The organism is Streptomyces sp. NPDC101234, assembly GCF_044767525.1.
GTDB classification, from domain to species: Bacteria; Actinomycetota; Actinomycetes; order Streptomycetales; family Streptomycetaceae; genus Streptomyces; species Streptomyces sasae.
Genome location: NZ_JBIWOA010000031.1, coordinates 55,371 through 81,022, shown reverse-complemented (window position 1 = coordinate 81,022; position 25,652 = coordinate 55,371). Strand labels below are relative to the sequence as shown.

24 protein-coding genes and 1 pseudogene are annotated in these 25,652 nt (G+C 72.7%); 13 read left to right on the top strand and 12 right to left on the bottom strand.

Translation table 11 applies throughout. The features are described 5' to 3' along the window. The first annotated feature begins 42 nt into the window (after positions 1 to 42). Both ACIRR9_RS41210 and ACIRR9_RS41205 read left to right on the top strand, forming a co-directional pair. On the top strand, positions 43 to 1,542 hold the full coding sequence (locus tag ACIRR9_RS41210) for a long-chain fatty acid--CoA ligase (RefSeq protein ID WP_403763329.1): 1,500 nt from the start codon (positions 43 to 45) through the stop codon (positions 1,540 to 1,542). Between the two features lie 860 nt (positions 1,543 to 2,402). Further along, the gene (locus ACIRR9_RS41205; RefSeq protein WP_403763326.1) at positions 2,403 to 2,900 is read left to right on the top strand and encodes a MarR family winged helix-turn-helix transcriptional regulator; all 498 of its coding nucleotides are present in this window, start codon (positions 2,403 to 2,405) and stop codon (positions 2,898 to 2,900) included. A 205-nt stretch (positions 2,901 to 3,105) separates the two neighbouring features. Here the strand turns inward: ACIRR9_RS41205 and ACIRR9_RS41200 are convergent. From ACIRR9_RS41200 to ACIRR9_RS41190, 3 genes and pseudogenes are all read right to left on the bottom strand, one after another. Next, positions 3,106 to 3,324, bottom strand: a pseudogene (locus ACIRR9_RS41200) (RNA polymerase sigma factor); the annotation flags it as partial. 393 nt (positions 3,325 to 3,717) lie between these two features. After that, complete coding sequence (locus ACIRR9_RS41195) at positions 3,718 to 4,419, bottom strand: alpha/beta hydrolase (protein ID WP_403763454.1); 702 nt, start codon at positions 4,417 to 4,419, stop codon at positions 3,718 to 3,720. 652 nt (positions 4,420 to 5,071) lie between these two features. Then, the gene (locus tag ACIRR9_RS41190) at positions 5,072 to 5,461 is read right to left on the bottom strand and encodes a cold-shock protein (protein WP_403763323.1); all 390 of its coding nucleotides are present in this window, start codon (positions 5,459 to 5,461) and stop codon (positions 5,072 to 5,074) included. 207 nt (positions 5,462 to 5,668) lie between these two features. Here ACIRR9_RS41190 and ACIRR9_RS41185 point away from each other — a divergent pair, with 207 nt between their 5' ends. After that, entirely contained in the window at positions 5,669 to 6,469 is an 801-nt protein-coding gene (locus ACIRR9_RS41185; RefSeq protein WP_403763320.1) for an SAM-dependent methyltransferase, read from the top strand. Between the two features lie 22 nt (positions 6,470 to 6,491). On the opposite strand, the gene ACIRR9_RS41180 is transcribed toward ACIRR9_RS41185, so the two are convergent. From ACIRR9_RS41180 to ACIRR9_RS41165, 4 genes are all read right to left on the bottom strand, one after another. Next, on the bottom strand, positions 6,492 to 7,748 hold the full coding sequence (locus tag ACIRR9_RS41180) for a hypothetical protein (RefSeq protein WP_403763317.1): 1,257 nt from the start codon (positions 7,746 to 7,748) through the stop codon (positions 6,492 to 6,494). After that, positions 7,748 to 8,863, bottom strand: coding sequence for a dolichyl-phosphate beta-glucosyltransferase (locus ACIRR9_RS41175; protein ID WP_403763314.1), 1,116 nt, complete (start codon positions 8,861 to 8,863; stop codon positions 7,748 to 7,750). Before ACIRR9_RS41175 ends, ACIRR9_RS41180 begins: the two co-directional genes overlap by 1 nt. Positions 8,864 to 8,946: 83 nt before the next feature. Next, positions 8,947 to 9,525, bottom strand: coding sequence for a hypothetical protein (locus tag ACIRR9_RS41170; RefSeq protein ID WP_403763311.1), 579 nt, complete (start codon positions 9,523 to 9,525; stop codon positions 8,947 to 8,949). A gap of 10 nt (positions 9,526 to 9,535) precedes the next feature. Next, entirely contained in the window at positions 9,536 to 10,042 is a 507-nt protein-coding gene (locus ACIRR9_RS41165) for a SigE family RNA polymerase sigma factor (RefSeq protein WP_365345799.1), read from the bottom strand. Positions 10,043 to 10,252: 210 nt separating this feature from the next. Between ACIRR9_RS41165 and ACIRR9_RS41160 the strand changes: the two genes are divergently transcribed. From ACIRR9_RS41160 to ACIRR9_RS41145, 4 genes are all read left to right on the top strand, one after another. Beyond that, positions 10,253 to 11,605 (top strand): hypothetical protein, encoded by a 1,353-nt coding sequence (locus ACIRR9_RS41160; protein WP_403763308.1) that lies wholly within the window; start codon positions 10,253 to 10,255, stop codon positions 11,603 to 11,605. A 267-nt stretch (positions 11,606 to 11,872) separates the two neighbouring features. Then, the gene (locus ACIRR9_RS41155) at positions 11,873 to 13,090 is read left to right on the top strand and encodes an AAA family ATPase (protein ID WP_403763306.1); all 1,218 of its coding nucleotides are present in this window, start codon (positions 11,873 to 11,875) and stop codon (positions 13,088 to 13,090) included. Between the two features lie 44 nt (positions 13,091 to 13,134). Then, the gene (locus tag ACIRR9_RS41150; RefSeq protein WP_403763303.1) at positions 13,135 to 14,376 is read left to right on the top strand and encodes a VWA-like domain-containing protein; all 1,242 of its coding nucleotides are present in this window, start codon (positions 13,135 to 13,137) and stop codon (positions 14,374 to 14,376) included. A gap of 157 nt (positions 14,377 to 14,533) precedes the next feature. Further along, positions 14,534 to 15,502 carry a threo-3-hydroxy-L-aspartate ammonia-lyase gene (locus ACIRR9_RS41145; RefSeq protein WP_403763300.1) on the top strand — a complete coding sequence of 323 codons (969 nt, stop codon included), beginning with the start codon at positions 14,534 to 14,536 and terminating at the stop codon, positions 15,500 to 15,502. A 58-nt stretch (positions 15,503 to 15,560) separates the two neighbouring features. Here the strand turns inward: ACIRR9_RS41145 and ACIRR9_RS41140 are convergent, their stop codons facing one another. Together ACIRR9_RS41140 and ACIRR9_RS41135 are read right to left on the bottom strand one after the other, a co-directional pair. Then, on the bottom strand, positions 15,561 to 15,953 hold the full coding sequence (locus tag ACIRR9_RS41140) for an SCO5389 family protein (protein ID WP_403763297.1): 393 nt from the start codon (positions 15,951 to 15,953) through the stop codon (positions 15,561 to 15,563). A 62-nt stretch (positions 15,954 to 16,015) separates the two neighbouring features. Further along, a complete protein-coding gene (locus tag ACIRR9_RS41135; protein WP_403763294.1) occupies positions 16,016 to 16,975 on the bottom strand; it encodes an ATP-binding protein in 960 nt (319 codons plus the stop codon). A gap of 184 nt (positions 16,976 to 17,159) precedes the next feature. On the opposite strand from ACIRR9_RS41135, the gene ACIRR9_RS41130 reads away from it, so the two are divergent. Both ACIRR9_RS41130 and ACIRR9_RS41125 read left to right on the top strand, forming a co-directional pair. Next, positions 17,160 to 18,635, top strand: a complete 1,476-nt coding sequence (locus ACIRR9_RS41130) for a purine-cytosine permease family protein (protein ID WP_403763291.1) — start codon at positions 17,160 to 17,162, stop codon at positions 18,633 to 18,635. After that, positions 18,632 to 19,177 carry a cysteine hydrolase family protein gene (locus tag ACIRR9_RS41125; protein WP_403763288.1) on the top strand — a complete coding sequence of 182 codons (546 nt, stop codon included), beginning with the start codon at positions 18,632 to 18,634 and terminating at the stop codon, positions 19,175 to 19,177. Before ACIRR9_RS41130 ends, ACIRR9_RS41125 begins: the two co-directional genes overlap by 4 nt. A 7-nt stretch (positions 19,178 to 19,184) precedes the next feature. On the opposite strand, the gene ACIRR9_RS41120 is transcribed toward ACIRR9_RS41125, so the two are convergent. After that, positions 19,185 to 20,600 (bottom strand): family 2B encapsulin nanocompartment shell protein, encoded by a 1,416-nt coding sequence (locus ACIRR9_RS41120; protein WP_403763285.1) that lies wholly within the window; start codon positions 20,598 to 20,600, stop codon positions 19,185 to 19,187. A gap of 273 nt (positions 20,601 to 20,873) precedes the next feature. Between ACIRR9_RS41120 and ACIRR9_RS41115 the strand changes: the two genes are divergently transcribed. From ACIRR9_RS41115 to pqqB, 4 genes are all read left to right on the top strand, one after another. Then, positions 20,874 to 22,115, top strand: coding sequence for an acyl-CoA dehydrogenase family protein (locus ACIRR9_RS41115; RefSeq protein WP_403763282.1), 1,242 nt, complete (start codon positions 20,874 to 20,876; stop codon positions 22,113 to 22,115). 111 nt (positions 22,116 to 22,226) lie between these two features. Beyond that, the gene (locus ACIRR9_RS41110) at positions 22,227 to 22,628 is read left to right on the top strand and encodes an SseB family protein (protein WP_123971717.1); all 402 of its coding nucleotides are present in this window, start codon (positions 22,227 to 22,229) and stop codon (positions 22,626 to 22,628) included. A 49-nt stretch (positions 22,629 to 22,677) separates the two neighbouring features. Continuing rightward, positions 22,678 to 23,790: a hypothetical protein gene (locus tag ACIRR9_RS41105; RefSeq protein WP_403763279.1), complete on the top strand. Its 1,113-nt coding sequence runs from the start codon at positions 22,678 to 22,680 to the stop codon at positions 23,788 to 23,790. Between the two features lie 62 nt (positions 23,791 to 23,852). Further along, positions 23,853 to 24,743, top strand: a complete 891-nt coding sequence (pqqB, locus tag ACIRR9_RS41100) for a pyrroloquinoline quinone biosynthesis protein PqqB (RefSeq protein WP_403763276.1) — start codon at positions 23,853 to 23,855, stop codon at positions 24,741 to 24,743. Between the two features lie 53 nt (positions 24,744 to 24,796). Here the strand turns inward: pqqB and ACIRR9_RS41095 are convergent, their stop codons facing one another. Both ACIRR9_RS41095 and ACIRR9_RS41090 read right to left on the bottom strand, forming a co-directional pair. Further along, positions 24,797 to 25,195, bottom strand: a complete 399-nt coding sequence (locus ACIRR9_RS41095; protein WP_403763273.1) for a MarR family winged helix-turn-helix transcriptional regulator — start codon at positions 25,193 to 25,195, stop codon at positions 24,797 to 24,799. Positions 25,196 to 25,268: 73 nt separating this feature from the next. Further along, positions 25,269 to 25,619, bottom strand: coding sequence for a VOC family protein (locus ACIRR9_RS41090; protein WP_384557752.1), 351 nt, complete (start codon positions 25,617 to 25,619; stop codon positions 25,269 to 25,271). Positions 25,620 to 25,652: the final 33 nt, after the last annotated feature.

Below are 25,652 nucleotides of genomic sequence, written 5' to 3'. Positions count from 1 at the left end.
CAGGCCTAGCCTCTTACCCGGGCACGACGGAAAGGAGCCGACATGAACCTCGCATCCCACCTGGGGAGCAGCGCCCGGACGTATCCGGACCGCCTCGCGCTCCGCCTGGGGGACGCCGCCGTCTCCTACCGGCAGCTCGACGAGCTCAGCGCCCGCACGGCGGGACTGCTCCGGGAGCGCGGTGTGCGGCCCGGCGACCGGGTCGCGCTCATGCTGCCCAACGTGCCGGAGTTCGCCCTCGTGTACTACGGCGCCCTCCGGGCCGGTGGCGTCGTCGTCCCGATGAACCCCCTGCTGAAGGCCCGCGAGATCGACTACTACCTCGACGACTCGGGGGCCCGGCTGCTGTTCGCCTGGCACGACTTCGCCGACGAGGCACACGAAGGCGCACGGCGGGCGGACGCGGAGGCGGTCGTCGTCGGTCCCGGCGCCTTCGACGAACTGCTGAAGCCCGCAACGCCGTTGGACGAACCGACGGTGCGCCGGCCGGACGACACCGCGGTCGTGCTCTACACCTCGGGTACCACCGGTCGGCCCAAGGGCGCCGAACTGACCCACGCCAACCTCGCCCAGAACTGCCACATCGCGGCCACCGAAGTGTTCCGGCTCACCCCCGACGACGTGATCTTCGGCGGACTGCCCCTGTTCCACGCCTTCGGGCAGACCTGCACCCTCAACGCCGCCGTGACCTCCGGCGCGTGCCTCACACTGCTGCCGCGCTTCGACGCGGCCAAGGCGCTCGCCGTCGTCGAGAAACACGGGGTGACCGTCTTCGCCGGAGTGCCGACGGTGTACAGCAGGCTCGTGCGCCAGCCCGGCAAGGAGGCCTACGACGTCTCCCGGCTGCGCGCGTGCCTCGCCGGCGGCGCGGCGATGCCGGTCCAGGTGCAGCAGGACTTCCGGACCGCGTTCGGCTGCGCCGTACTCGAAGGCTACGGACTCTCGGAGACCTCGCCCGTCGTCTCGGTCAACACCCTGCAGGCCGGGCCCAGGCCCGGTTCGGTCGGCACCCCGATCCCCGGTGTCCAGGTGCGGCTGGTCGACAACGGCGCGGAGGTGCCGCAGGGGGAGACCGGCGAGATCACGGTCCGCGGGCACAACGTGATGAAGCGCTACTGGAAGCGCCCCGAGGAGACCGCCGCCGCCATCCGGGACGGCTGGTTCCACACCGGCGACCTCGGCCGGCTGGACCGGGACGGCTACCTCTGGATCGTCGGACGGAAGAAGGACGTGATCATCCGGGGCGGGTACAACGTGTACCCCCGCGAGGTCGAGGAAGTGCTGTACGAGCACCCGGCGGTGGCCGACGCCGCGGTCATCGGCATTCCCGACCCCGATCTCGGCGAGGAGGTCGGCGCGGCGGTGGTGCTCCGGCCGGGGGCCCGGACGACGGCCGAGGAACTCCGCGAGTACGTCAAGGGCCAGGTCGCCGCCTACAAATACCCGCGGAAGGTGTGGATCGCGGACTCCCTGCCCAAGGGGCCCACCGGCAAGATCCTCAAGACGGAGATCGTGCCGCCGTCCGGCCTCGGCCGGCGGTGAGCCGGGCGGCAGGCGCCGGCCGGACCGATCGAGGCCTTCCGGCGACCGCTCCGCGACGGTGCAGCGCGGCCGTGAGCAGCGGCCGCTGTCCACCGGCCGGGTCCGAGCGCCGTACGCACGCTACACGTCCGGCTCGGCCGTCGTACGCACGCACCGGTCCCGTCCGACCGCCGTACGATCACCGGATCCCGGTGACGCCGGGTAACCTGACGGCTTCCCGCGATGAGGTCATGGGTGATGACCGGGTTCTGTACCGGATCCGGGTCGACGGCCGCCTCGGCCCCACCCTGCCGACGGCATTCCCGGCGTTCGAGCCCGACCGAAGGGAGATCCTCCGTGAACGCCGAGCAGCGCGAGAGACTCGACGCGATCCCGCCTCAGTCGGCCTTCCCCGTCGACAGCGGCGTCAGTGAACAACGTCGTCTGCTGCGCGAGTCGACCTCGGCGCAACCGCTCCCCGCCGAGGTGACCGTGACCGCGGCCGAGCTGGGCGGGGTGCCCGTCGCTGATCATCCAGGCCGGGTCGCACGAGGTCCTTCTCGACGACGTCCGCCTCGCGCAGCGGGCCGCCGCCGACGACGTCGAGGTCACCCTCGACATCACGCCCGGGGTGCCGCATGTCTTCCAGGTCTACCAACCGCCCCTCGACGAAGCGGGCGCCGCGCTGGACAGAGCCGGACAGTTCCCAACGGCCCGCCTCGCCGGCCCGGACCGCGACACCGGCCGGACTGACGAACCACCCGGGGCGGATCACATGAAGGGACAAGTGATCCGAGGGGGACCGGGCGGCACGCGACCCGGTGCCCGGACCAGCGGTTCCGGCCCGCCGCCCACCGTGTCCCGGCTGGTACGCTCCCGAAATGACCACCCCCGACACATCGCGGCCGGCCGACGAGCATGCCGACCTGTGGCTCATGCCGGCCGAACTGGCCTCATGGATGTCGGTGGTACGGCTGATCACCCGGCTTCCCTGGGCCCTGGACGCCCAGTTGCAGCGGGACGCGGACCTCAGCATGGTCGAGTACATGGCCATGGCCATGCTGGCCGAGGCGCCCGAGTGGACCCTGCGGATGAGCACCCTCGCGGAGGAGACCAACTCGTCGCTGTCCCGGTTGTCGCACCTGGTGAAGCGGTTGGAGAAGCGCGGTTACGTCCGGCGTGAACCGGACCCGGCCGACGGGCGGTTCACCAACGCCATCCTGCTGCCCGAGGGCATGCGGAAACTGGAGTCGGCCGCGCCCGCGCATGTGGCAAACGTCCGTCACCTCGTCGTGGACAACCTGTCTCCCGAACGGCTCCGCCGGCTCGGCCAGGACGCCGAGCGCATCCTTCAGCGCGTCGACTCGCCGGTGCGCTGAGCGCATCACGACGACTTGAACATGACGGCGATCCCGGCGGTCCGACAGCAGACCGGGGACGGCTACGAGTTGGTCTCCTCCGCGAGGGTGCTCATCCGCAGGGTCAGCGTGGCGAGGCGCTCGGGGCCGAGCAGCTCCTCGATCCAGCGGCTCGTCTCCCTGGCCTGCTCGCGGCCCAGTGCCGCGCGCTCGTGCCCGGCGGAGGCCAGGCGCCCACCGCCCCCGGATCGCGGACGTCGCCGATCCGCCGCAGCGCGGTCAGGGCCGCGTCCTGCAGCACGTCGTCGGCGTCCGGTCCCGGGCCCAGAATGCTCAGCGCCACCGCACGCATGCCCGCGCGGCGGCGTTCGAGCAGCAGACCGAGGGCGGTCACCTCACCCGCCTGCGCGGCCCGCGTGAGCGCCGCGTCCTCGAGAAACACCATGTCCGAAGGAACTACCTTCCAGGCCGCGCCGGTGAACCCCGGCCGTCGGCTGCCGTGGAAACCGGCCGGAACGGCGTACGACGGTTCCCCCACCGGTGTGGCTGACGGGGCGGGGACCGATGTCGCACCGGCGCACATCGGTGCTGCCCGGCGTGCGGGACAGGATGCGGAGTCGCGCGCCGTACCCTCGTCCCGTCCCGGCGGTATCGCACACCGCCGGGACGGGCGAGGTGTGCGTCGCAGACGGCCACGAGGTCCGTCCGGACGATTCGGTGCCCGGTGACGGCGAAGCCGCCCTGCCGGGGCCGCCACGGAGGCTCGGGACGCGTTCCGGATCACGCCGGGGCGGTCGCGGTGGTCGGTTCCGCGACCGCCTGCGGAGCGCCCGGACGGTCAGGCGGTGGCCGCGCCGGCGGCCCGCCGGATGAGGGCGGCCACCTCGGCCGGCTTGGAGACGTAGACGGCGTGGCTGCCGCCGGTCTCGGTCACCGTCGCGCCGGCCCGCTCGGCCATGGTGCGCTGGACCGGCGGCGGGATCATACGGTCGTCGGTGGCGACCAGGTAGAAGCTGGGCCTGGTGCGCCACGCGGGCTGGGTGACCGTCCCGCCGAGGGCGTCCAGACCCCACGGCACCTGGGAGTCGGCCAGGAACCGGGCCTCCTCGTCCGGCAGGTCCCCGGCGAAGGACGCGCCGAACTTCTCCCGGTCCAGGAAGAGGAACCCCTCCCGCGGGGGCAGGATCGGCGGCACCGGAGCGCCGGGCGCGGGGTCGGCGATCAGGGTGTTCACGGACTCGTCCTTGTCGGGCGCGAACGCCGCGATGTACACGAGCGCGCTCACGTTGTCGTGGTTGCCCGCCTCGGAGATCACCGCGCCACCGTAGGAGTGGCCGACCAGCACGGTCGGGCCGTCCTGCGCGTCGAGGGCCATCCTGGTCGCGGCGACGTCGCCGGCCAGCGAGAGCGTGGGGTTCTGCACGACGGTCACGCGGTAGCCGTCGGCGCGCTGCACGTCGTACACGCCCTTCCAGCCCGATCCGTCGACGAATCCGCCGTGGACGAGGACGACGTTCTGTGCTTCGGGGACGGTGCTCATGATGTCCTTGCTCCTTCGTGGGGTCTGGCGCTCGGCGATGCCCAGCGTGAAGGGGCGGCGGATCGCCAGCGAGCCCCAGGCGGTGGCGGCCAGCCAGACGAACGAGACGACGTCGGAGTGGTGCTGGAGGGACGACTCCGGGTCCGCGACGGAGACGGCGCCGATCACGACGAAGTACACGACGGTGCTGGCCTCCAGGACCAGCGCGTCGAGGTCGACGCCCCGACGGCGGTCCTGGAGCAGGAGCAGCAGACCCGAGACGACACCGCTGACCGCACCCCAGCGCCAGTCGACGAAGCCCGACACGACACCGGCGACGATCCAGGGGACGAAGCCGCGCAGATAAGCCACAAAACCCATTGAGTGTTCCTTGCTGAATGGATTGGACGGCCTCGGAGGGGGTTGCTCCGTTGCTCCGCGACCGTTCGGTGAACCGACGCGGACCAGATGCACGGAGCGCGCCAAAGTTCGAGGATCGAGGTGTGGCCCTCGTCACATCTGGGTTTCGGTGGTCGCGCAACGGCCCTGTGCCTGGGCCGTGTTCATCGTCTCGGGCGCGGGGCAGCCCTGCCTCGCCACGCCGTCCTGACGGCAGACGGGCGGCCGTTGCGATCGCATCACGCGATCGGAACGGCCGCCCGCGGCGGTCGGGTCAGCCCTCGATCCACCCGTGGTTCTTCGCGAACTGGGCCAGTGCGCCCCGGACCCGCACGATCTCCTCGGCGGTGAGCGTGGGCGCCGACGCCAGCAGCGTCTCGGTGACCTCGCGGGTGAACTCGTCCGCGCTGAGCAGGTCGCACAGCGAGTCGTCGTCCGGGCCGAGCGTCCGTACGTCGGCGCCCCGGGCGAGCCGGACGCCGGACGCCTTCGGGCCGCGCTCACCGCTCTCGATCTCGAACTCCACCGCGACACCGGGGCGGACGTACGACTCCGACATCTGCATGTCGTTCACATGCAGGAAGACGTCCTCTCCGCCACCGTCCGGGGCGACGAACCCGTACCCGCGCGAGCTGTCGAACCGCACCACACGACCGGTAACCATGTGAAACCCCCAACCAAACCGGGCCACCTGCCCGGACACCTGGACCAGATGGTAGCCAAGGCGGTCCCGGACGGGCGACACCGGCCGCCGGCACGTCCTTCTCGCCCGGGGAACTCGGTGCGCGGGCACGGAAGTTGATCTGTAAAGTTGTCGCCGGCCGTCGGTGTGCCAAGGGGTGCCGGAGCGGTCGTCGAGATGGGAGTGCACGTGACGCAGGACGGCACCGGGTCCGTGGAGATCGACACCAGCAAGCCGCATCCCGCGCGGATCTACGACTACCTGCTGGGTGGCAAGGACAACTACGAGGTGGACCGCAAGGCCGGCGACCAGCTCGGCACCCTCGCGCCCGAGGTGTACGCCTCCGTGAAGGCCAACCGTGCGTTCCTGCACCGCGCGGTCCGATTCGTCGTCGAGAACGGCGTCCGCCAGATCCTCGACGTCGGCACCGGGCTGCCCACCTCGCCGAACGTGCACGAGGTCGCCCAGGCCGTGGCGCCGGACGTGCGCGTCGCGTACGTCGACAACGACCCGATCGTGAAGGCGCACGCGGACGCGCTGCTCAACCGGGCGGGCACGACCAGCATCATTCTCGCCGACCTGCGCGATCCGCAGTCGATCCTGGACCATCCCGAGGTCCGCCGCGTCATCGACTTCGGCCGGCCGGTCGCGCTGTTCCTCGTCGCCATCCTCCACTTCATCCCCGACACGGACGAGCCCGAGCGGATCGTGGCCACCCTGCGCGACGCGCTCCCGGACGGCAGCTTCCTGGTGCTCTCGCACGCGACGAGCGACTTCGTCGGCGACCGCACCGAGGCCCAGGCCGTCTACAACAACGCGACCGCCACCATGAACCTGCGCTCCCGGGACCGGGTCGAGCGGTTCTTCGAGGGGTTCGACCTGGTCGAACCGGGCGTGCTCCAGGTGCCGTTCTGGCGCCCGGACGCCACCCCGCCGGCCGGATCCGAGGAGCTCGGCTTCTACTGCGGAGTGGCAGTCAAGAAGAGCTGACCGCCGGGGTGCCCAAGTCCGGCTAGGGCACCCCGAGTTCGAACAGTGCATAGCCCGCGTACGAGCCGGAGGCCAGTGCTGCGATGCCCAGCAGGACGCACTGGTAGGGCAGGCTGACACGGCGCAGTGCGACCGCCAGGGGGACGAACAGCGGGAACGCCGGCAGCAGATAGCGGGAGACGTTCGCGAAGTACTGCTGGCTGCCCAGCACCAGGGCCAGGGTGAGCACCGTGTGGACGACCAGCACCGCCGGCGGCCGCAGCCGGAACAGCAGCGGCAGCAGCGCCAGGTCCAGCAGGACGACACCGACCCCGATGACGTCCGCGAAGGGGAGCGCGAAGAGATACGAGAAGTGGCCCACGGGGACGGACGTCAGGACGTCCAGGGTCTGCCTGCCGTAGTCGAACTCGTGCCCCCACGCGCCCGACTGGAGCTTGAAGTAGCCGCCGTAGTCACCCATGCGGTGGCCCACCCAGCCCAGATAGCCGAGCAGGCCCAGCGGGGCCACGAGCATGGCGGTCAGCGGACGCGCGACACCGTCCTCGCGGCGGCGCAGCGCGAGCAGCGCGGCCAGGGCCAGCGCGGCGATCAACGCGCCGGCGGTGGGGCGGTTGAGACCGGCCGCGAAGGTCAGTACACCGGCGGTGAGCCAGCGGCGGGTCAGCACGGCGTACAGGGCCCAGGCGGCGAGGGCCACGTACAGCGAGTCGGAGTACACCGCCCACTCCACGCCGGAGCCCGGCCACACGGCCCACAGCCCGGCCGCCGCCAGCCCCGCCCGCCGGCCCGCGAACCAGGCGGCGACGGCGAAGACGCCCAGCGCCGCCGCGAACGAGGCCACGACCGACACCAGCAGCCCGGCACCGAACGGACCGAGCCCCGTGACCTCCATCGCCAGCCGCATCAGCGCCGGGTAGAGCGGGAAGAACGCGGCCGAATTGCCCTGCAGGTCGATCATGCCGGTGGCGCCGGGTACCGGAACCAGTTGCGGGTGGTAGCCGTGCAGCGCGATCTGCTGGTACCACCAGCCGTCCCAGGTGCCCAGCACGTCCCAGGTGTGCGCGCCGCCCCCGAAGCGCGGATGCTTCTTGCGGAAGTCCCCGGCCGAGTCCAGCAGATACATGAAGGAGCCGAAGCCGATCAGCTTCAGGACGCCGTACATCGCGAGGGCCGGGACGTAGCGGCGGACGCGCCGCCGGAAGCCGGGCGCCTGCGGAGGCCCGGACTCGGGGACGGCCGGCAGCGCGGCCGGGAGTGTGATCCTCAAGGGTGTGGTCATCAGGCCGCGGACTCCGTCCGGTTCCGCCCGGACGCCGACCGCGCCAGTACGAGGGAGAGCCGGGCGGCGGCCAGTACGGCGAGTTCGGCGCGGAGCCCGGCGCCGGGCACCGTGTGCCGCAGGGCGGCGAGCGAACCGGCGGTGAGGGCCAGCCGGGTGGCCAGGGCGGGCAGCGGAAGCAGACCGAAGACCGTCTGCCCGGCCACCCAACAGGCGAGCAGGGCAAGCACGTTGGCCACCTGCGCGGCGGCGGCCGGGCGCAGTGCCGCGTACAGCAGGAGATGCGTGAGAGCCATGACGGCCGCCGGAACCGCCGACCTACCCGGTCGCCGCGGCAGCACGCCCCGGGCCAGCGCCCGTCCGAGCCGCGCGATGCCGCGCAGGTCGGCGAGGGCCGTGGAGACGAGCGCGACCCGGCTGTCCGGGTCGTCCACCCAGTCGACCGGCACTTCGTGGATCCGCAGCCCGGCCCGCTCCGCGACCACCAGCAACTCGGTGTCGAAGAACCACTCGGAGTCCCGCACCAGCGGCAGCAGTTGTCCGGCGGCCTCCCGTCGTACGGCCTTGAACCCGCACTGCGCGTCCGAGAAACCCACCGAGAGGGTGCAGCGCAGCAGGATGTTGTAGCAGCGGGAGACGATCTCCCGTCTGGGGCCGCGCACCACCCGGGAGCCGGGCGCCAGCCGGGTGCCGATGGCGAGGTCGGAGTGGCCCGAGAGCAGCGGGGCGACGAGCGGCAGCAGCGCCGTGAGCCCGGTCGACAGGTCCACGTCGAGATAGGCGACGACGGGCGCCGACGATCTGGACCAGGCGGCCCGCAGCGCCCGGCCGCGCCCCTTCTCGGCCAGCCGTATCCACTCCACCTCGGGCAGTTCGTCGGCCAGCCGGGCGGCGATGAGGGGAGTGGTGTCGGTGCTGGCGTTGTCGGCGACGGTGATCCGGAAGGGGTACGGGAACGACTCCCGCAGATGGGCGTGGAGCCGTCGAACGCTCGGTTCGAGGTCCGTCTCCTCGTTGAACACCGGGACGGCCAGGTCCAGGACCGGTTCGTCGTCGTGCCGCGCCGGGGGCGGCTGGGGAGCCGGGGCCGGAAGCGTGGCCTGCGGAGGTTTCATGGCGTTTTTTCGCATTCGTACTCGTTCCCGAGGCGCGCCGAAGGCGCACCCGGCGATGGGGGGGGTGGCGGGGGAACCGCTCGCTAGCCGGCCGAGCCGGCCGAGCCGGCCGCTGCCGACGCGCCGCCCGACGGGTCGGCCCCCTCGGTCACGGGCGCCGACGGCGGCGAGGTGGTGGCGCTCGAACCCCCGGAGGGGCTCCCGGACGCGCCTCTCGACGTGCCCTTCGTCGTACCGGTGTCGGGGGTCGACGTCGCGGACGGGGGTGCCGAGGAGGAAGCCGAATCGCTGCTCGTGGCCGTCGGCGTGGCGGGCGGCGCGGTGGTGTCGGTGGGCGGTGGCGCCGAGGTCGTGGCCCCGGAGGACGGGACGGTGGGGGAGGGGCCCGGCCCCGGGGTCGTACTCGTGCTCGGGCCGGGGCTGGTCGCGGGCCACGGGTGTGGCGCGCTGGGTTCGTCACGGGTGTCGGAATGGGGCCACAGGAGGAGACCGAGGCCCAGTCCCGCCACCGCGAGAACACCGCCGGCCGCCCGCTGTGCCGCCCGGACGCGCCGCCGCGCCAGCACACCGGCCCGCAGCCGGTCCCGGTGCCGGGGCTCGAAAGCCGTCGACTCCCGGTCGTCGTGCATCAACTGCGTCAACTGCCGCTCGAAGTGATCCATGGCTTCTCCCTCACCTCACCGGCTCGATGGCGTCGGACAACAGCTCACGCAGCCGGGCCACACCGCGCGCCGCGTGCGACCGGGCGGTGCCCACCGGGCACCCCAGCACCTCCGCGACCTGCCGGTCGGGCAGGTCCTGGTAGTAGCGCAGGACGACCGCGGCCCGCTGGCGCGGGGTCAGCAGGGCGAGTGCCGCCTCCAGGCGCGACCGCTCGGCGACGATCGCCGACATGTCGCCGGCCGCCGCGACCTCCGGCAGCTCCTCCACGGGACGCTCGCCCCACCAGCGCCGCCGGGCCGAGCGGGCGGCCGCGCGGGCGAGGACCTTGCGGACGTACGCCTCCGGCGCCTCGTCGGCGATCTTCGGCCAGACGAACCACAACTTGACCAGGGACTCCTGCAACAAGTCCTCGGCCCGATGCCGATCGCCACCGGTGAGCAGACGGGCAAGATGGCACAACCCCGACCAACGGGCCGCCACGAACTCGTCGTACTCACCGGCCCGAGCCTGCTCCATTCCCACGGTCCCCGCTCTCCCCGGCTGCCTACACCTGGGAAAAGACTCTGGGACCCGCAGAACGCTGCACCTGATCAAGGTGATCCGCGTCACGTGCGGGCCGGGGCCGTAATTGCGTGGCGGACCACGGCGGGCGCGCCGTACGCTCCCTGCGATGACCACTCACTCCGATGACAGATCGGGGGTCCCGTCCGCGCAAGGTGAGTGCTGATGGGCACTCATACCGCGAACGAGGACACCCGCCTCTCCCGTTGGCAGCGCGTGCGCGAGTTCGCCGTGCCGCCCGCCATGATCGAGACCGCGACCGCCCGCCGGAACGCCGGGGACTGGGCCGGGGCCTGTGCCGCCGCCCATGTCGACGTCGATCTCGACCTCGGCGCCCTGACCCGCACCCGGGGCCGGGACATGAGGGACCGGATCCGTGCCGACCTGCGCCGGCTCGCCCCCGACCTGCTGCGCTGGCACCTGCCGAGGATCGCCCCCGACGGGCTGCTGCGCCCCGGACTGACCATGCCGCTCGCCCGTTACGACGCCGGGACCCGTTACGACGCAGGGAAAGGCGCCCTGCACCTCGTGGTGCGGACACCGCCGGCCTGGGCGGACGCCGGACAGCGAATCAGCCTCGCGCTCTGGGACGGCACACTGGGCGAGCCCGCCGCCCGGGAGCATCCGCATCCACACCCCAGCCGCCGGTTCCGGTTCGACCTGCACCGCCATCTCTGGGACGCGGGCGCCGCCGGTGAACTGCGGACCCGTTCGGGCGCCGACCGACAACCGGGCGGCGAACCGTCGTTGTGCGCCACGGGCCGATGGGCGGACGAGGCCCGGATCGTGCTGCGCGCCGAAGGGCGGGACAGCGGAACGGTCACCGTGCGGCTGGGCGGCCGGCAGCGGATCGCGCTGCACCTCGCGGCCGACGGAACGACGAGCACCGGCCGGGACACGGACACCGGCGCCCTGCCCGTCCTGCCCGACGCAGCCACCTGGACCCTCCCCGACCTGGAGCTGCTGCGCGCCGGGCTGATCGACGCGGACCGGCTGCATCCGCTGGTCGCCGCCGCGCTCGTCCCCGGCTATCTCCCGTCCGATCGGGCGGTGCGCCCAGACCCGGCCGGGCAGGCACGCCTGGTGGACTGCCGGGGCGCCCGGCACCGGATCGGGATGGTCGACGGGGTGCTGTCCCCGCTGGACCACTCCGCGGACCAACTGCGGCGCGAGGAACTGCTGGTGGCGCTCGGCGGCCCGCCGCTGCCCTGCCTGCGGGTCATCGACGAGGCACACCGCCGTCCCGACTGCCTCACCGGAGTCCGGGAACGCCTCGACCACGGGGACACGGCCGGCGCGCTCGCCGTCGTCGAAGAACTGCTGGGGCCCGAAGCCGTGCTGCGCGACGGCCCGTTGCGGGACGAACTGGAGGCGGCGGCGCGACGGCGTGTCGCCTACGGCCTCTACCGGGCGGGTCTCGCCGGATCCCGCAACGGGCCCGTCCGGGCCCGGCGACAGCGGCGCAGCCGCCGCCTCCGCGACCCACGCCCGGGCCCACGCCCCGCCACCTGGCGCTGACACGGATCTGCTGCTGACGTACCTCCACTGCCGACACTGCTGACGCACATCTGCTGCTGAAGTCCGCTCGCTGCCGACACGCATCTGCGGCTGACGCACATCCACTCCTGAAGCCCGCCCACTCCTGAAGCCGCCCGCTGCCGACGCGCATCCGCTCCTGACTCACATCCGCTGCCGACCCGCATCCTCCGCTGCCGTACCTCGCTCGCGGCCGCCACCCGGTGCCGACGCCCGCCCGCCTGCCCTCCCACACCAAGGTGATCAGACATGCCCCTGCGTACCGCTGCCCAACTCGATGTCGCCGACGAACTGTTGACCCTGCTCGGCGACTCCACCACCGAACCCCGCCCCGACACCCAGCTGGAGGCGCTCACCCTCGCCGTCGCCGCCGACCTGCCCGTCCTGCTGTGGGGCGAGCCCGGGATCGGCAAGACCGCGGCGCTGACCCGACTGTCCGAGGCGCTCGACCTGCCGCTGACCACGGTGATCGCCAGCGTGCACGAGCCGTCCGACTTCTCCGGGCTGCCCGTCGTAGGGGACGACCCGGCCGTCCAGGGTGTCCCGATGGCCCCGCCGGACTGGGCCGTGCGGCTGGTGAAGGCCGGCCGGGGCCTGCTGTTCCTCGACGAACTGTCCACCGCGCCACCGGCCGTGCAGGCCGCCCTCCTCCGGCTGGTCCTGGAGCGTCGCGTGGGCGCCCTCAGGCTGCCGCCCGGCGTACGGATCGTGGCCGCCGCCAACCCGCGCTCGTCGGCGGCCGACGGCTGGGAGCTGAGCCCACCGCTGGCCAACCGCTTCGTGCACCTCCAGTGGGCCCATGACCACGAGGTCGTCGTACGCGGCCTCGGCGGCACCTGGCCCCGGGCCACCCTGCCCCGGCTCGATCCGGACCGGCTGCCCGCCGCCGTGGACTTCGCGCGCCGCGCGGTGTGCGGCCTGCTCGCCACCCGCCCCACCCTCGTGCACCGGTTGCCCAGCGGCGAGATGCGGCGCGGCGGCGCCTGGCCGTCGCCCCGCAGCTGGGACATGACGCTGCGTCTGGTCGCCTTCGCGCAGGCCGCGGGCTCCTCCCGGGACGTGCTCTCCCTGCTGGTCCGGGGCACGGTCGGCGACGGGCCGGGGCTCGAACTGCTGGCGAGCGTGGACCTGATGGAGCTCCCGGACCCCGAGACACTGCTCGCCGCCCCGGACACGGCCGACCTGCCCGAGCGCGGCGATCTGCGCCAGGCCGTGCTCGACGGTGTGGTCGCCGCGGTTCGCGAACGTCCGGACCGGTCCCGCTGGGAAGCGGCCTGGGCGCTGCTGGTACGGGCACTGGACACCGGAGCCCCCGACCTGGTGGTGGTCCCGGCCACCACCCTGGCCTCGCTCCGCCGGGACGACTGGGAGGTCCCGGCCGCCGTGGAACGCCTCGCCGGAGTCGTGACCGTGTCCCGCAGGGCCGACCGGGCGGCCGAGCGCGCCGCCGCGAAGGCAGGCCGATGAAGGCGGAAGCGGCTGGGCGGACGAACGCGGAACCGACCGGGACCATGAACGCGGAACCGACCGGGGCGCTGGACCTCGACAAGCTCTACGCCGCCCGGCTGCAGGCCGCCCGGGCCCGGCCGTACCTCGCCACGGCCCTGTTCGCCCTGCACGTCGTGGAGTCCCGGCAGGTGCCGACGATGGCTGTCGACCGGCACTGGCGGTGCTACGTCTCGCCCGCGTTCGTGGACCTGATGCCGGAGGAGGACCTGGCCGGGGTGTGGGTCCACGAGGTGTCGCACCTGTTGCGCGACCACCACGCGCGCAGCGACCGGGTCGCCGGGGAACGCGGGCTGACCGGCCCCGGCGAGCGGCTGCGCATGAACATCGCGGCGGACCTGGAGATCAACGACGACGTGTACGGCGACGGGCTGGTCACGCCCCGAGGCGCCGTCCGGCCGATCATGCTGCAACTGCCCGAAGGCGAGCTGATGGAGGACTACCTGCGCCTGTTCCGGCTCGGACCGCTGACGCAGAGCCTCACCTGGCTCGACTGCGGCAGCGGTGCCGACGGCCGCGACCGGGAGTGGAACCTGGGCCCGGACGGTGCCCACGGCCTCAGCGATCAGGAGCGGGACGGCGTCCGGTTCCGGGTGGCGCAGGCCATCACCGGCCGGCCGGGCGACTCCCCGGCGGGCTGGCGGCGCTGGGCGGAGGAGGCCTTCCATCCGCCCCAGCCGTGGCGGGAGCTGCTGGGCGCGGCGGTCCGCTCGGCGACCTCGGCCGCGGGCGCCGGCGACGACTACACCTACGGCCGTCCGTCGCGCCGCTCGGCCGGTCTGCCCGGCGTGGTCCTGCCGAGCCTGCGCCGCCGCCCGCCCCGGGTCTGCGTCGTCGTCGACACCTCCGGCTCGGTCAGCGACGCCGAACTGGGCACGGCCCTGCTGGAGGTGGCCGCCATCGCCCGGGCCGTCGGCGGCCGCCGGGACCTGGTCAGCGTCCTGTCCTGCGACGTGGCCGCCCGGACCGTGCAGCCGCTGTGCCGCGCGGAGGGCATCGCGCTGATGGGCGGCGGCGGTACGGATCTGCGGGCGGGCTTCGCCCGGGCGCTGCGGGCGAGCCCGGCACCGGACGTCGTGGTGGTCCTGACCGACGGCCAGACACCCTGGCCCGAGACGCAGCCGTCCTGCCGGACGGTGGTGGGACTGTTCCCCCGGCGGTACTCGGGCACCTCGTGGCACGAGAACGACCCCGACTACGTACCGGACGCACCGCCGGCGTGCGCGAGGGTGGTCGAGCTCGGCTGAACGGCCACGGCGGCTCCGATCGACTCCGAGGCCATATCTGGACATTGAGTCCAGGTGGTAGACAATAAGTCCAGACGGTCGACGGTGCACGGCCGAAGCCGCGCCGCCGTGGCCGACGCGCATCCGGCGCCGACGGCGCCCAGAACGGAGGACGAACATGACCGACACCCCGCCCGTGACCCTCCAGGACGTGCACGACGCGGCCGCACGGATCAAGGGGGTCGCCCACCGCACTCCCGTGCTGCGCTCGCGCACCCTGGACGAACTGGTGGGCGCCGAGGTCTTCTTGAAGTGCGAGAACCTCCAGCGCATCGGCGCCTTCAAGTTCCGGGGCGCCTACAACGCCGTGTCCCGGCTGTCGGCGGAGCAACTGGCCAAGGGTGTCGCGGCCTACTCCTCCGGCAACCACGCCCAGGCCGTCGCCCTCGCCGCCCGCGAACTCGGCACCACCGCCGTGATCCTGATGCCCGAGGACACCCCGCGCTCCAAGCTGGAGGCGACGGCCGGATACGGCGCGGAGATCGTGACGTACGACCGCTACACCGGCGACCGGGAGGCGATCGGCAAGGCCCTCGCGGCGGACCGCGGACTCGCCCTCGTGCCGCCGTACGAGCATCCGCACGTGATCGCGGGACAGGGCACAGCCGCCCTCGAACTCATCGAGGAAGTCGGCGAGTTGGACGCCCTGGTGGTGCCGGTCGGGGGCGGCGGTCTGATCGCGGGCAGCGCCACGGCCGCGAAGGGGCTGCTGCCCGGGATCCGGGTCGTCGGGGTCGAGCCGGAGGCCGGGGACGACACCAGGCGGTCCCTGGCGGCGGGCCGCCGGGTGTCCGTCGAGGTGCCCCGCACCATCGCCGACGGCCAGGCGGCCGACATCCCCGGCGAGCTCACCTTCTCCGTCAACCAGCGCCTGGTGGACGACATCTCGCTGGTCACCGACGACCAGATCCGGGACGCCATGCGGTTCGCCTTCGAGCGGATGAAGACCGTCGTGGAGCCGAGCGGCGCCAGCGGACTGGCCGCACTGCTCGCCCACCGTGTGACGCCGCTGCCGCGCCGGATCGGGGTCATCCTGTCCGGCGGCAACGTGGGCGCGGAGCGGTTCGCCGAGATCGTCGCCGGCTGACGGGCCGAGGCGAGGCGGCAGGAGGCCGCCGGACGCGCCCTCCTGCCGGCCGTCGAACTCAGCAGTCACGGAACTCCGGCGACTGGTTGAGGATCTGCGAGCGTGCCGAGGTGAAGCGGGTGTGCGTCGCCCCGCCCCGGGCCTCGGGCGGGAACACCGCGACCCGGTGGCAGTTCTGGAACGCGAGGGCGACCCCGAAGTGCCGTTCCAGGCTGCTCCGGATCGCGTCGGAGGACAGCGCCCGCAGCAGCTGCCCGCGCTCCCTCTCCGATGCCGGCGGGGTCTGGTTGTCGGCGAACTCGGCTGTCCCGTGGCGCAGTTCGGCGGCCAGCCGGGCGATGAGGCCGTATGCGTACGGCAGTGACGTACGCACGGTTTCCACGAAGTCCTCCTCCCGCACCGCGCCGTTCTCGGCTTCGGCGAGCAGCTGCGGGGAGACGTCGAGCGACATGTCTGGGTGTCCTGTTCTGTCGGAAGGGGGTGGTGCGATGTGCATGCGAGGGGACCGGGGGCTCAGGCGAAGGCGGGCAGGGCCACCGGTCCGTGCCGGAAGTCCGGGTCGACCTGGGCGGCCAGGTCCTGGCCCGTGGCCGCGTCGGCCCAGGCGGTGGCGTTGCGCAGATGGAACTCCACGGCATGCCGCTGGAAGGCGTCCCAGTCCTTGCCCCGCGCGTCCACGGCCGTCCGCAGCCTGTCCAGGGCCCGGGAGTTGTGCGCCTCCAGCTCGCCGTCGCCCCGGCCCTGTTCCTGGGCGCGGACGTACGACGACAGCTCACAGTGCGTCAGCAGGTCCTCGCCCACCCGCTCACGCAGGAAGGCGAGGTCGTCCTCGCCGTTGACCTTGTTGCCGACCACGGCGACCGGGATCCCGAACTCGGCCGCGTGGTCCCGGTACTGCCGGTACACGGACAGGCTCTTACGGGTCGGCTCGACCACCAGGAACGTCATGTCGAAGCGGGTGAACAGACCGGAGGCGAAGGCGTCGGCGCCCGCCGTCATGTCGACGACGACGTACTCGCCGGGGCCGTCCACCAGATGGTTGAGGTAGAGCTCCACCGCGCCGAGCTTGGAGTGGTAGCAGGCCACCCCGAGGTCGCTCTCCGCGAACGCCCCGGTGACCATCATGGGCACCCCGCCGACCTCCTGGACGTGGTGGGAGTGCACCTCGTCGTCCCCGAGCAGGCGCAGCAGCCGTGAGCCGCGCCCCGGCGGGGTCGTCTTGACCATGGCCGCCCGGGACGCGATCCGGGGGTTCGTGCCGCGCAGGTAGTCCTTGATCTCACCGGTCCGCGAGCTCAGCGCGGGCGCGGTGAACAGTTCGTCCTCGGCCAGGCCGAGGGCGTGGGCCAGGTGCTGGTTGATGTCGCCGTCGATCGCGACGACCGGCGCGCCGGAGCGTGCCAGACGGCGGGCGAAGAGGGCCGACAGGGTCGTCTTGCCGCTGCCGCCCTTGCCGACGAAAGCCACACGCATCGTCAGCCGTCCCTCCTTTTGAAAATGGATTTCATGATCATAGATTGGAGGGGGGGTGGCAGCGGTGTCAAATCCTGTTGGGCCGGCCGGGTCGCCGCCCGGCTCCCGCCTGATCAATTCGCCTTGACCCCCGACCCGCGCCGACCTAGCCTCCAGCCAACACACCTGGACAGATGGGCCGACGATGGCGGACACACGGGAACCCGGCAGACAGCTCCAGGTCGAGACGCACGGGCTCGACGTGATCGGCGACGCCGAGCGCAAGGGCACCCCGCGCACCCTGTTCTGGCCCTGGTTCGGCGCGAACGTCTCGGTGCTGGGCCTGAGCTACGGCGCCTTCGCGCTCGGCTTCGGAATCTCCTTCTGGCAGGCCCTGGCCGCCGGAGTCATCGGCATCATCGCCTCGTTCCTCCTCTGCGGCTTCATCGCGGTCGCCGGGAAGCGCGGCTCGGCACCCACGATGGTGCTCAGCCGCGCCGCGTACGGTGTGCGGGGCAACCGGCTGCCGTCGGTCGTCTCCTGGGTGCTCACCGTCGGCTGGGAGACCGTCCTCATCGCCCTCGCGACGATGGCCACCGCGACCGTCTTCACCCGGCTCGGCTGGGGCGGCGGTACGGAGACCAAGGTGGTCGCCCTGGTCGTGGTCTGCGCCCTGACCGTGGCCGGCGGTGTGATGGGCTTCGACCTGATCATGCGGCTGCAGACCGTGATCACGGTGGTGACCGGCGTCCTCACGGTCGTCTACGTCGTGCTGGTCGCCGACCACATCCACTGGGCCACGGTGAGCGCGATCCCGTCCGGCTCCGCCCAGGAGTTCATCGGCGCGCTGGTCTTCATGATGACCGGCTTCGGCCTCGGCTGGGTCAACGCGGCCGCCGACTACTCCCGCTACCTGCCCCGCACCTCCGCCGGCCGGGGCGTGATCGGCTGGACCACCTTCGGCGGCTCGGTCGCCCCGCTGCTCCTGCTGGTCTTCGGCCTCCTGCTGGCGGGCTCCTCCGCAACCCTGAACAAGGCCGTCGCCGCGGACCCCATCGGCGCGTTGACCACGATCCTCCCCACCTGGTTCCTGGTCCCCTTCGCCGTCGTCGCCGTCCTCGGCCTGGTCGGCGGCGCGGTCCTGGACATCTACTCCTCGGGCCTCGCCCTGCTCTCCGCGGGTCTGCCCGTGCCCCGCTACCTCGCCGCCCTGGTGGACGGCGTCCTGATGATCGCGGGCTCGATCTACATCGTCTTCTTCGCCGACGACTTCCTCGGCCAGTTCATGGGCTTCCTCACCACGCTCGGCGTCCCCATCGCCGCCTGGTGCGGCATCATGCTCGCCGACCTGGCGCTGCGCCGCCGCGACTACGACGAGGCCGACCTCTACCGCCCCGTCGGCCGCTACGGCGACGTACCGCCGCTGCCCCTGCTCCTCACCCTCGCCGCCACCGCCCTCGGCTGGGGCCTGGTCACCAACACCGCCGCGAGCTGGCTCACCTGGCAGGGCTATCTCCTCGGCCCGCTCGGCCTCGGCGGCAAGTCCGGCGCCTGGGCGTACGCCAACCTCGGCGTCCTGGCCGCCCTGGCGCTCGGCTTCCTCGGCACCCTGGTCCTGGCCCGCGGCCGGGTCCACGCCCAGGAAACCGAGACTTCCGGCGCCCCGGCGACGCTCGCATGACCACCCCGCCCGGCCTCCTGGCCGTCATCGACATGCAGCACGTCTTCGCCGACCCCGGCGGCCCCTGGGCGGCCCCGCGCTACCCCGAGGCGGCGGCAGGCGTACGACGGCTGCTCCCGGCCTTCGCGCACCGCACGGTCTTCACCCGCTTCGTCGCCCCGGCCCACCCCACCGGAGCCTGGCAGGCCTACTACGACCGCTGGCCCTTCGCGCGCCGGCCCCCGGACGCCGGACTCTGGCGGCTGACCGACGAGTTCGCCGACCGGGCCGAAGTCGTCCTGGACGCCCCGACGTTCGGCAAGTGGACCCCCGAACTCGCCGCCCGCACCGCCCCGCACGGCCGCCTGGTCCTGGCCGGCGTCAGCACCGACTGCTGTGTCCTGTCCACCGCACTGCCGGCGGCCGACGCCGGAATCGAGGTCCTGGTCGTCGCCGACGCCTGCGCGGGCGCCGACGACGACTCCCACGCGAAGGCACTGCACCTGCTGGACCTGTACCGCCCCCTGATCCGGGTGACGACCGTGACCGAACTGCTGGGCTGAGGTCCCCCTAGTCCCGGCGGGACACCTCCACGTTCTCCAGGATGCCGAGGGCGTCGGGGACCAGGACGGCGGCCGAGTAGTAGGTGCTGACCAGGTAGGAGATGACCGCCTGCTCGTTGATCCCCATGAAGCGGACGTTCAGGCCCGGCTCCACCTCGTCCGGCAGGCCTGTCTGGAAGAGGCCGACCACGCCCTGGTTCTCCTCGCCGGCCCGCATCGCGATGATCGAGGAGGTGCGGGCCTCGCTGACCGGGATCTTGCCGCAGGGAAGCAGCGGGACCCCGCGCCAGGCCGGGAGGTGGTGACCGTTGACCTCGATACCGCCGAAGTACAGACCCCGTTTGTTGCACTCCCGGCCGAACGCGGCGATCGCCCGGGGATGGGCGAACAGATGCGTGGTGTCCCGCCGCATGCTGAGGAGTTCGTCCAGGTCGTCCGGGGTCGGCGGGCCCGCGTGGGTGGAGATCCGCTGGTCGTAGTCGGCGTTGTGGAGGAGCCCGAAGTCCCGGTTGTTGACCAGTTCGTGCTCCTGGCGTTCCCGCAACGCCTGCACGGTGAGCCTGAGTTGCTGCTCGGTCTGGTTCATCGGCTTGTTGTAGAGATCGGCCACCCGGGAGTGGACCCGCAACACGGTCTGGGCGACGCTCAGTTCGTACTCGCGTGGATCGATTTCGTAGTCCACGAAGGTGTGCGGGATGTCCGGCTCGCCGACATGGCCCGCGCTGAGCTCGATCTCGGCCTCGCCGAAGTCGTTCGTCCCGCGGTGCCCGTCCAGCCCGGCCAGTTCCACATGCGCCCGCAGGTCGGCGTGCCGGTCCGCGACCTCCTGGTACGCCGTGTGCGGCAGCGCCAGCACGGTGGTGGCCGTCGCCGCACGCGCCGTGAAGTCCCAGGCGCCGTCGAGACCGGCGAGCACCTGACCGCCGAACGTGTCACCGTCCGCGAGCAGCCCGACGACCGCCTCGTCGCCGTACGGGCCCTCGCCGATCTGCTCCACCTTGCCGTGCGCGATCAGATACACATGGTCGGCCGGACGCCCGGCCGAGACGATCACCTGCCCCGGCGCGTAGTCCCGCTGCTCGAACCGCGCCGCCAGCGCCTGCAGCGCGGTGCCGTCCTCGAAGCCGCGCAGCAGCGGCAGTTCACCCAGCTCGGCGGGGACCACGCTGACCTGCGCCCCGGTCCGCACGAAGGTCACCCGGCCGTCGCCGACCAGATACGACAGCCGACGGTTGACGCGATACGTGCCGCCCGGCACGTTCACCCACGGCAGTGTGCGGGTCAGCCATCGTGAGCTGATCTCCTGCATCTGGGGTTCGGACTTGGTGGTCGTCGTGAGGTTCCGTGCCGCGGCGGTACCGAGGCTCTGCTGCTCCCGCTCCTCGGCGCCCGCCGCGGGCGCCGTACCGGTCTCGACCGACATCGCTTTCCTTCTCTCGTGTCGCACGGGTGACGGGGCAAATGCGGACCGTCACCTTCCGCGGCTACCCCTACCCCTGTCCTCGCGCGGCGAGTGATGCCACGGGACGGAGCGCGAGGCACGTGCCACGGGGAACTGCCCCCGCACCACCCCTGGTTCCGCCATCGCCACCCGGTTGGCGGTTTCCGGTCGGGACGTCCGCCGTGCGCGCCGTGTTCAATCGCCCTATCGCGTCGGCAAACCCGGCAAACATGGCCCTGGCCGTCAAGAGGCACCGTGATCGCAACTCCCGAACCCGGTCTCAGCGCACGCGACATCGTCGAACGGGCCGTGGCGCTGCGGCCCGTCCTGCGCGAACGCCAGGCGGAGACCGAACAGTTGACGCACTACCCGAAGACCACCCATGAGGACTTCCTGCGGGCCGGCTTCTACCGGATCCTCCAGCCGCGCCGCTACGGCGGCTACGAGTTCGGCCTGCCGGTGTTCCTGCGCGTGGTCACCGAGACCGCCCGCGGCTGCCCCTCCACCGGCTGGGCGCTGTCCCTCACCGCCGCCCATGTCCTCCAGGTCGCCAGTGTCTTCGGGGAACGGGCACAGGACGAGATCTTCGGCCCCGACGGCGACTTCCGGGCCGCCTCCACGGTCGCCCCGGTCGGCATCGCCCGCCCGGACGGCACCGGACATGTCGTCCTCGACGGCACCTGGCCGTGCTCCTCGGGCGCCCCCTACTCCACGCACTACGTCGGCCAGACCCTGAGCGCCCCGGAGAAACCCGGCGACCCACCCGGCCCGCCGGTGCTGTTCGTCGCCCCGCGCCCGGCCTGGACGGTCCTCGACGACTGGCACGGCGTACTCGGCCTGCGCGGCAGCGGCTCCAACAGCGTCCGCCTCGACCGGGCCCGCATCCCCGAGTACCTCACGCTCCGGGCGACCCTGCTGGACCTGCCCGTCGAGGGCGGCTCGACCGGCTCCGCGCTGCACGGCAACCCGATGTACGCCGGGCGCGCGCCGAGCTTCTTCCACTCCGAACTGGCCGCCGTCATGATCGGCATCGCGTACGCGGCCGCCGACGAGTACGCCCGGATCCTCCCCAGCCGCCCGCTGACCCTGGACCCCGGCCGCACCCGCGCCGGACTCGACGACTACCAGCGCCACCTCGGCGAGGCACTCGGCGTGATCGGCACCGCGGAGGCCGCCCTCAGGCGCACCGCCGAGGACTGGATGGAGACCTGCCGTCGCAACGCCGTCGGCGACGCCCCCTTCACCACCGCCGAGGACAACCGGCTCGCCCTCACCTTCCTGAACGCCGGCCGCCTGGCCTGGGACGTCCTCCAGCGCATCCTCTTCCGCACCGCGGGCTCCCGGCACGCCCGCGACGGCGAGCGGATGCAGCGCTACTTCCGGGACGCGGCGACGTACTGGACCCATGTCGGCCCGAGCATGGCCGAACCCCTTGCGCACCGCGTCGGCCGCGACCGCCTGGGCCTGCCCTCGGACGACATCCCGCTGATCCCCTGAAAGCCCCGGTGATCGGGCGCATGCCCCGGCCACGACCGGGTACGCGTGCCGTGGCCGTCCGGCACCCTGCCGGTTCCGGCCGGTACCGCCACCGCTACCTGGGGACCCGCCATGGAGACACCCGCACACGACGACTTCCCGACGCCGGCCCAGCGGGCGCTCGACACGCTGGCCGTGAACGCCGAGGACCGTACCGCGCTGGACACCCTCGCACACAGCGACGTGCTGGTGCCGGTGCCCGACGACGCCGCGGAGACGGCCGACCCCTCGATGATCGCCCTGCCCGTCCTGGAACGGCCCGACGGCGATCCGGTCGTCCCGGTGTTCACCTCGGAGGGAGAGCTGACCGGCCTGCTGCCGACGGTCTCCCGCTACCGCATGGTGCCGCTCGGCGCACTCGCCTCGCAGTGGCCCGACGAGAACCTCTCCCTCGCCATCGACGGCAGTTCGGCGCACGCGCTCACCCTCACCTCGGAGGGCGTGCGCACGCTGCTGGCCCGGCCGGCGGGCTGACGAAGGGTTCCGGTCACCGCGAGAGCGCCGGGCGGGCCAGAATGGCGCCATGGAATGGATCTCCGGGGTGGCCGGAGGACTGGTACTCGTCCTGGTCCTGCGCAGCATCCTGCGCACACTCGTGGTCCCCCGGGGCCTGTACTCCCTGCTGGTGTACCGGCTCTGGTGGGGCCTGCGCCGGGTGCTCTGCCTCTTCGCGCACCGGGGCGGCTACCGGTCCATCGACCGCGCCCAGACCTGGCTCGCCCCGCTGATGCTGATCGGCATGCTCGCCGCCTGGCTGGGCGGGGCGTTCCTCGGCTTCGGGCTGGTGCTGTACGCCTTCTCCCCGCTGTCCTGGAGCACCGCGTTCCGGGAGGCGGGCTCCAGCCTGTTCACCCTCGGCTTCGCCAGCGGCGCCCGGCTGCGGCTGTCCGCGCTCGACTTCGTGGCCGCCGCCACCGGCCCCGTCGTCATCGCCCTGCAGATCGCCTACCTGCCCACGCTGTACGCCGCCTACAACCGCCGCGAACTGGAGGTCACCCTCCTCCAGTCCCGGGCCGGCGAGCCCGCCTGGGGCCCGGAGATCCTCGCCCGGCAGTGGCTGGTCGACACCGAGACCGCGCTGCCCGAGCTGTACCGGGCCTGGGAGCGGCTGGCCGCGGACATGGGGGAGAGCCACGCCACCTATCCCGTCCTGCTGGCGTTCCGCTCGCCCCGCCCCTACCGCAGCTGGCTGGTCGGCCTGATCGCCGTCATGGACGCGGCGGCCATGCAGCTCGCCCTCACCCCGGCCACCGCGCCGCCGGCGGCCCGTCTGATGCTGCGGGCCGGCTTCACCGCGCTGCGCGACATCGCCGCCTCCGTACGGGCGACCGTCGACACCGACCCGGCCCCGGACGCCCCCATCGACCTGACCTACGCGGAGTTCGAGGCGGCCGTGGCCATGCTGGAGAAGACGGGCTTCCGGGCCGAACGCAGTACCGAGGAGGCCTGGCCGCACTTCCACGGCTGGCGGGTCAACTACGAGGCCGTCGCCTACGAGCTGTGCCGCCGCTGCGACGCCGTACCGGCGCTGTGGACCGGCCCCCGCGACTTCCCGTCGGAGCCGATCCCACCGCTGCGCCCGACGGACCGGCAGCCTCCCGCAGGACGGCCGGAAGTTCCCCCCACTCGCGGGTAGCGCGGCGCATCCTGAGGGAAGATCCCATCAGGGGTCGGGGAGACCGAGAGGGGCGGATCGTCGTGAGGGTCGTCCTGCTGGGCACCGCAGCCGGTGGCGGGTTCCCGCAGTGGAACTGCGCCTGCGCGCTGTGCGCCGCCGCCCGGGACGGCAAGCTGCCCTCCCGTACCCAGGAGTGTGTGGCCCTGACCGGCAACGGCCGGGACTGGTGGCTGCTCAACGCCTCCCCGGACATCCGAGCCCAGCTCACCGCCACCGCCGCGCTGTGGCCCGGACCGGGCCCGAGGGAGACCCCGTTGCGCGGAGTGCTGCTCACCGACGCCGAGGCCGACCACGTCACCGGCCTGACCGTGCTGCACGGGGCACCGGACCTCAAGGTCTACGCGGCCCCGCCGGTGCTGGAGATCCTGGCCCCGGCCCGGGGCGCCCTCGACCGCTACACCCCCTGGCAGTGGGCCGACAGCCTGGCCGACGGCGGGTTCGTGCTGGCCGGCGGGCTGGTCGTCACCGCCCATCCGGTGAGCGCCAAGGCCCCGAAGTACGTACCGGCGGCGCTTGCCGGAGCCGACGGCCGCTGGGTCACGGCGTACCGGGTCGAGGACCTGGCCACCGGGGGAGTCCTGCTCTACGCACCCTGCGTCGGTGCCTGGAGCGACGTGCTCGACGACCTGTGCGCGGAGGCCGACTGCGTCCTGCTGGACGGCACCTTCTTCACCGCCGACGAGATGGGCACCGCGGTCCGCTCCGGTCCCGGGCAGGCGACGATGGGCCGTCTACCGGTCTCCGGCCCGCACGGCAGCCTGGCCGCGCTGGCCAGGCACCCGCGCACCCGCCGGATCTACACCCACCTCAACAACACGAACCCCCTGGTCGACCCGGCCTCCCGGGCCCGTGCCCAGGTGGCCGAGGAGGGGGTGGAAGTCCTCCCGGACGGCATCGAGTTCCTGCTCTAGCCGTCCGCCACGTAAGCTGCCCGCCACGCCGGCGGACGTCATGTCAGCGCACGTCAGCCGACCGGACCCGCCAGCATCCGCTCCAGCACCGCCCGCTGCATCGGCCGTACCTCGGCGTGCAGCGCGCGCCCCTTCGCGGTGAGCGCCACCCACACGCCCCGCCGGTCCTCGACACACACCGACCGCTCCACCAGGCCGTCCTTCTCCAGCCGCCCGATCAGCCGCGACAGCGCGCTCTGGCTCAGATGGACCCGTCCCACCAGGTTCTGCACCCGGCAGTGGTCGCCCTCGGCGGGAGACTCGGTGGCCAGCAGATCGAGCACCTCGAAATCGCTCGCGCCCAGCCCGTGCGGATGCAGCGCCCGGTCGATCTCGCACATCGTGCGCGCGTGCACCGACAGGATGTCCCGCCACTGTTCCTCGAGCCGGGCTTCGGCCGTCTTGACTGCCATACCCGCACCGTAGCACCGTTTCAGCCAACTGTTGAGTGTGCAACTAGTGCGGGTGCAAGCAGTCGTACGACGGTCAGGCCACCGGGTCCTGGAGCAGGCCCACCATGTTGCCGTCGGCGTCCTTCACCGAGGCGACAAGACGGCCGTTGCCGACGTCCCGTGCGTCCTGGACCAGCTCGGCACCGGCCTCCACCAGCGCCGCGAGCCGCTCCCGCAGATCGGTGACGTGCCAGAACGGCGTCGGCCCGGTCAGCCCCTGGGCGTGCCCGTTCGGGTCGAGACCGACGTCCTGCCCGGCGGCCTTGTACCCGATGTAGTACGGCGTGTCGGCGTACGGCTCCACGCCCAGCAGCGCCCCGAACACGGCCTTGGCCTGCTCCGCGTCCTTCACGGGGTAGATGATCGTCTGGATGCCTGCGGTCATGGGGCCTTCTCCTTCTGGGATACGTGACCCGAC

Bases quoted from the DNA above. Each gene is read 5' to 3' on its own strand.
- ACIRR9_RS41210 (WP_403763329.1), top strand. From the start codon at position 43: ATGAACCTCGCATCCCACCTGGGGAGCAGCGCCCGGACGTATCCGGAC.
- ACIRR9_RS41205 (WP_403763326.1), top strand. From the start codon at position 2,403: ATGACCACCCCCGACACATCGCGGCCGGCCGACGAGCATGCCGACCTG.
- ACIRR9_RS41195 (WP_403763454.1), bottom strand. From the start codon at position 4,419: ATGAGCACCGTCCCCGAAGCACAGAACGTCGTCCTCGTCCACGGCGGA.
- ACIRR9_RS41190 (WP_403763323.1), bottom strand. From the start codon at position 5,461: ATGGTTACCGGTCGTGTGGTGCGGTTCGACAGCTCGCGCGGGTACGGG.
- ACIRR9_RS41180 (WP_403763317.1), bottom strand. From the start codon at position 7,748: ATGACCACACCCTTGAGGATCACACTCCCGGCCGCGCTGCCGGCCGTC.
- ACIRR9_RS41175 (WP_403763314.1), bottom strand. From the start codon at position 8,863: ATGAAACCTCCGCAGGCCACGCTTCCGGCCCCGGCTCCCCAGCCGCCC.
- ACIRR9_RS41170 (WP_403763311.1), bottom strand. From the start codon at position 9,525: ATGGATCACTTCGAGCGGCAGTTGACGCAGTTGATGCACGACGACCGG.
- ACIRR9_RS41165 (WP_365345799.1), bottom strand. From the start codon at position 10,042: ATGGAGCAGGCTCGGGCCGGTGAGTACGACGAGTTCGTGGCGGCCCGT.
- ACIRR9_RS41160 (WP_403763308.1), top strand. From the start codon at position 10,253: ATGGGCACTCATACCGCGAACGAGGACACCCGCCTCTCCCGTTGGCAG.
- ACIRR9_RS41155 (WP_403763306.1), top strand. From the start codon at position 11,873: ATGCCCCTGCGTACCGCTGCCCAACTCGATGTCGCCGACGAACTGTTG.
- ACIRR9_RS41150 (WP_403763303.1), top strand. From the start codon at position 13,135: ATGAACGCGGAACCGACCGGGGCGCTGGACCTCGACAAGCTCTACGCC.
- ACIRR9_RS41145 (WP_403763300.1), top strand. From the start codon at position 14,534: ATGACCGACACCCCGCCCGTGACCCTCCAGGACGTGCACGACGCGGCC.
- ACIRR9_RS41140 (WP_403763297.1), bottom strand. From the start codon at position 15,953: ATGTCGCTCGACGTCTCCCCGCAGCTGCTCGCCGAAGCCGAGAACGGC.
- ACIRR9_RS41135 (WP_403763294.1), bottom strand. From the start codon at position 16,975: ATGCGTGTGGCTTTCGTCGGCAAGGGCGGCAGCGGCAAGACGACCCTG.
- ACIRR9_RS41130 (WP_403763291.1), top strand. From the start codon at position 17,160: ATGGCGGACACACGGGAACCCGGCAGACAGCTCCAGGTCGAGACGCAC.
- ACIRR9_RS41125 (WP_403763288.1), top strand. From the start codon at position 18,632: ATGACCACCCCGCCCGGCCTCCTGGCCGTCATCGACATGCAGCACGTC.
- ACIRR9_RS41120 (WP_403763285.1), bottom strand. From the start codon at position 20,600: ATGTCGGTCGAGACCGGTACGGCGCCCGCGGCGGGCGCCGAGGAGCGG.
- ACIRR9_RS41110 (WP_123971717.1), top strand. From the start codon at position 22,227: ATGGAGACACCCGCACACGACGACTTCCCGACGCCGGCCCAGCGGGCG.
- ACIRR9_RS41105 (WP_403763279.1), top strand. From the start codon at position 22,678: ATGGAATGGATCTCCGGGGTGGCCGGAGGACTGGTACTCGTCCTGGTC.
- ACIRR9_RS41095 (WP_403763273.1), bottom strand. From the start codon at position 25,195: ATGGCAGTCAAGACGGCCGAAGCCCGGCTCGAGGAACAGTGGCGGGAC.
- ACIRR9_RS41090 (WP_384557752.1), bottom strand. From the start codon at position 25,619: ATGACCGCAGGCATCCAGACGATCATCTACCCCGTGAAGGACGCGGAG.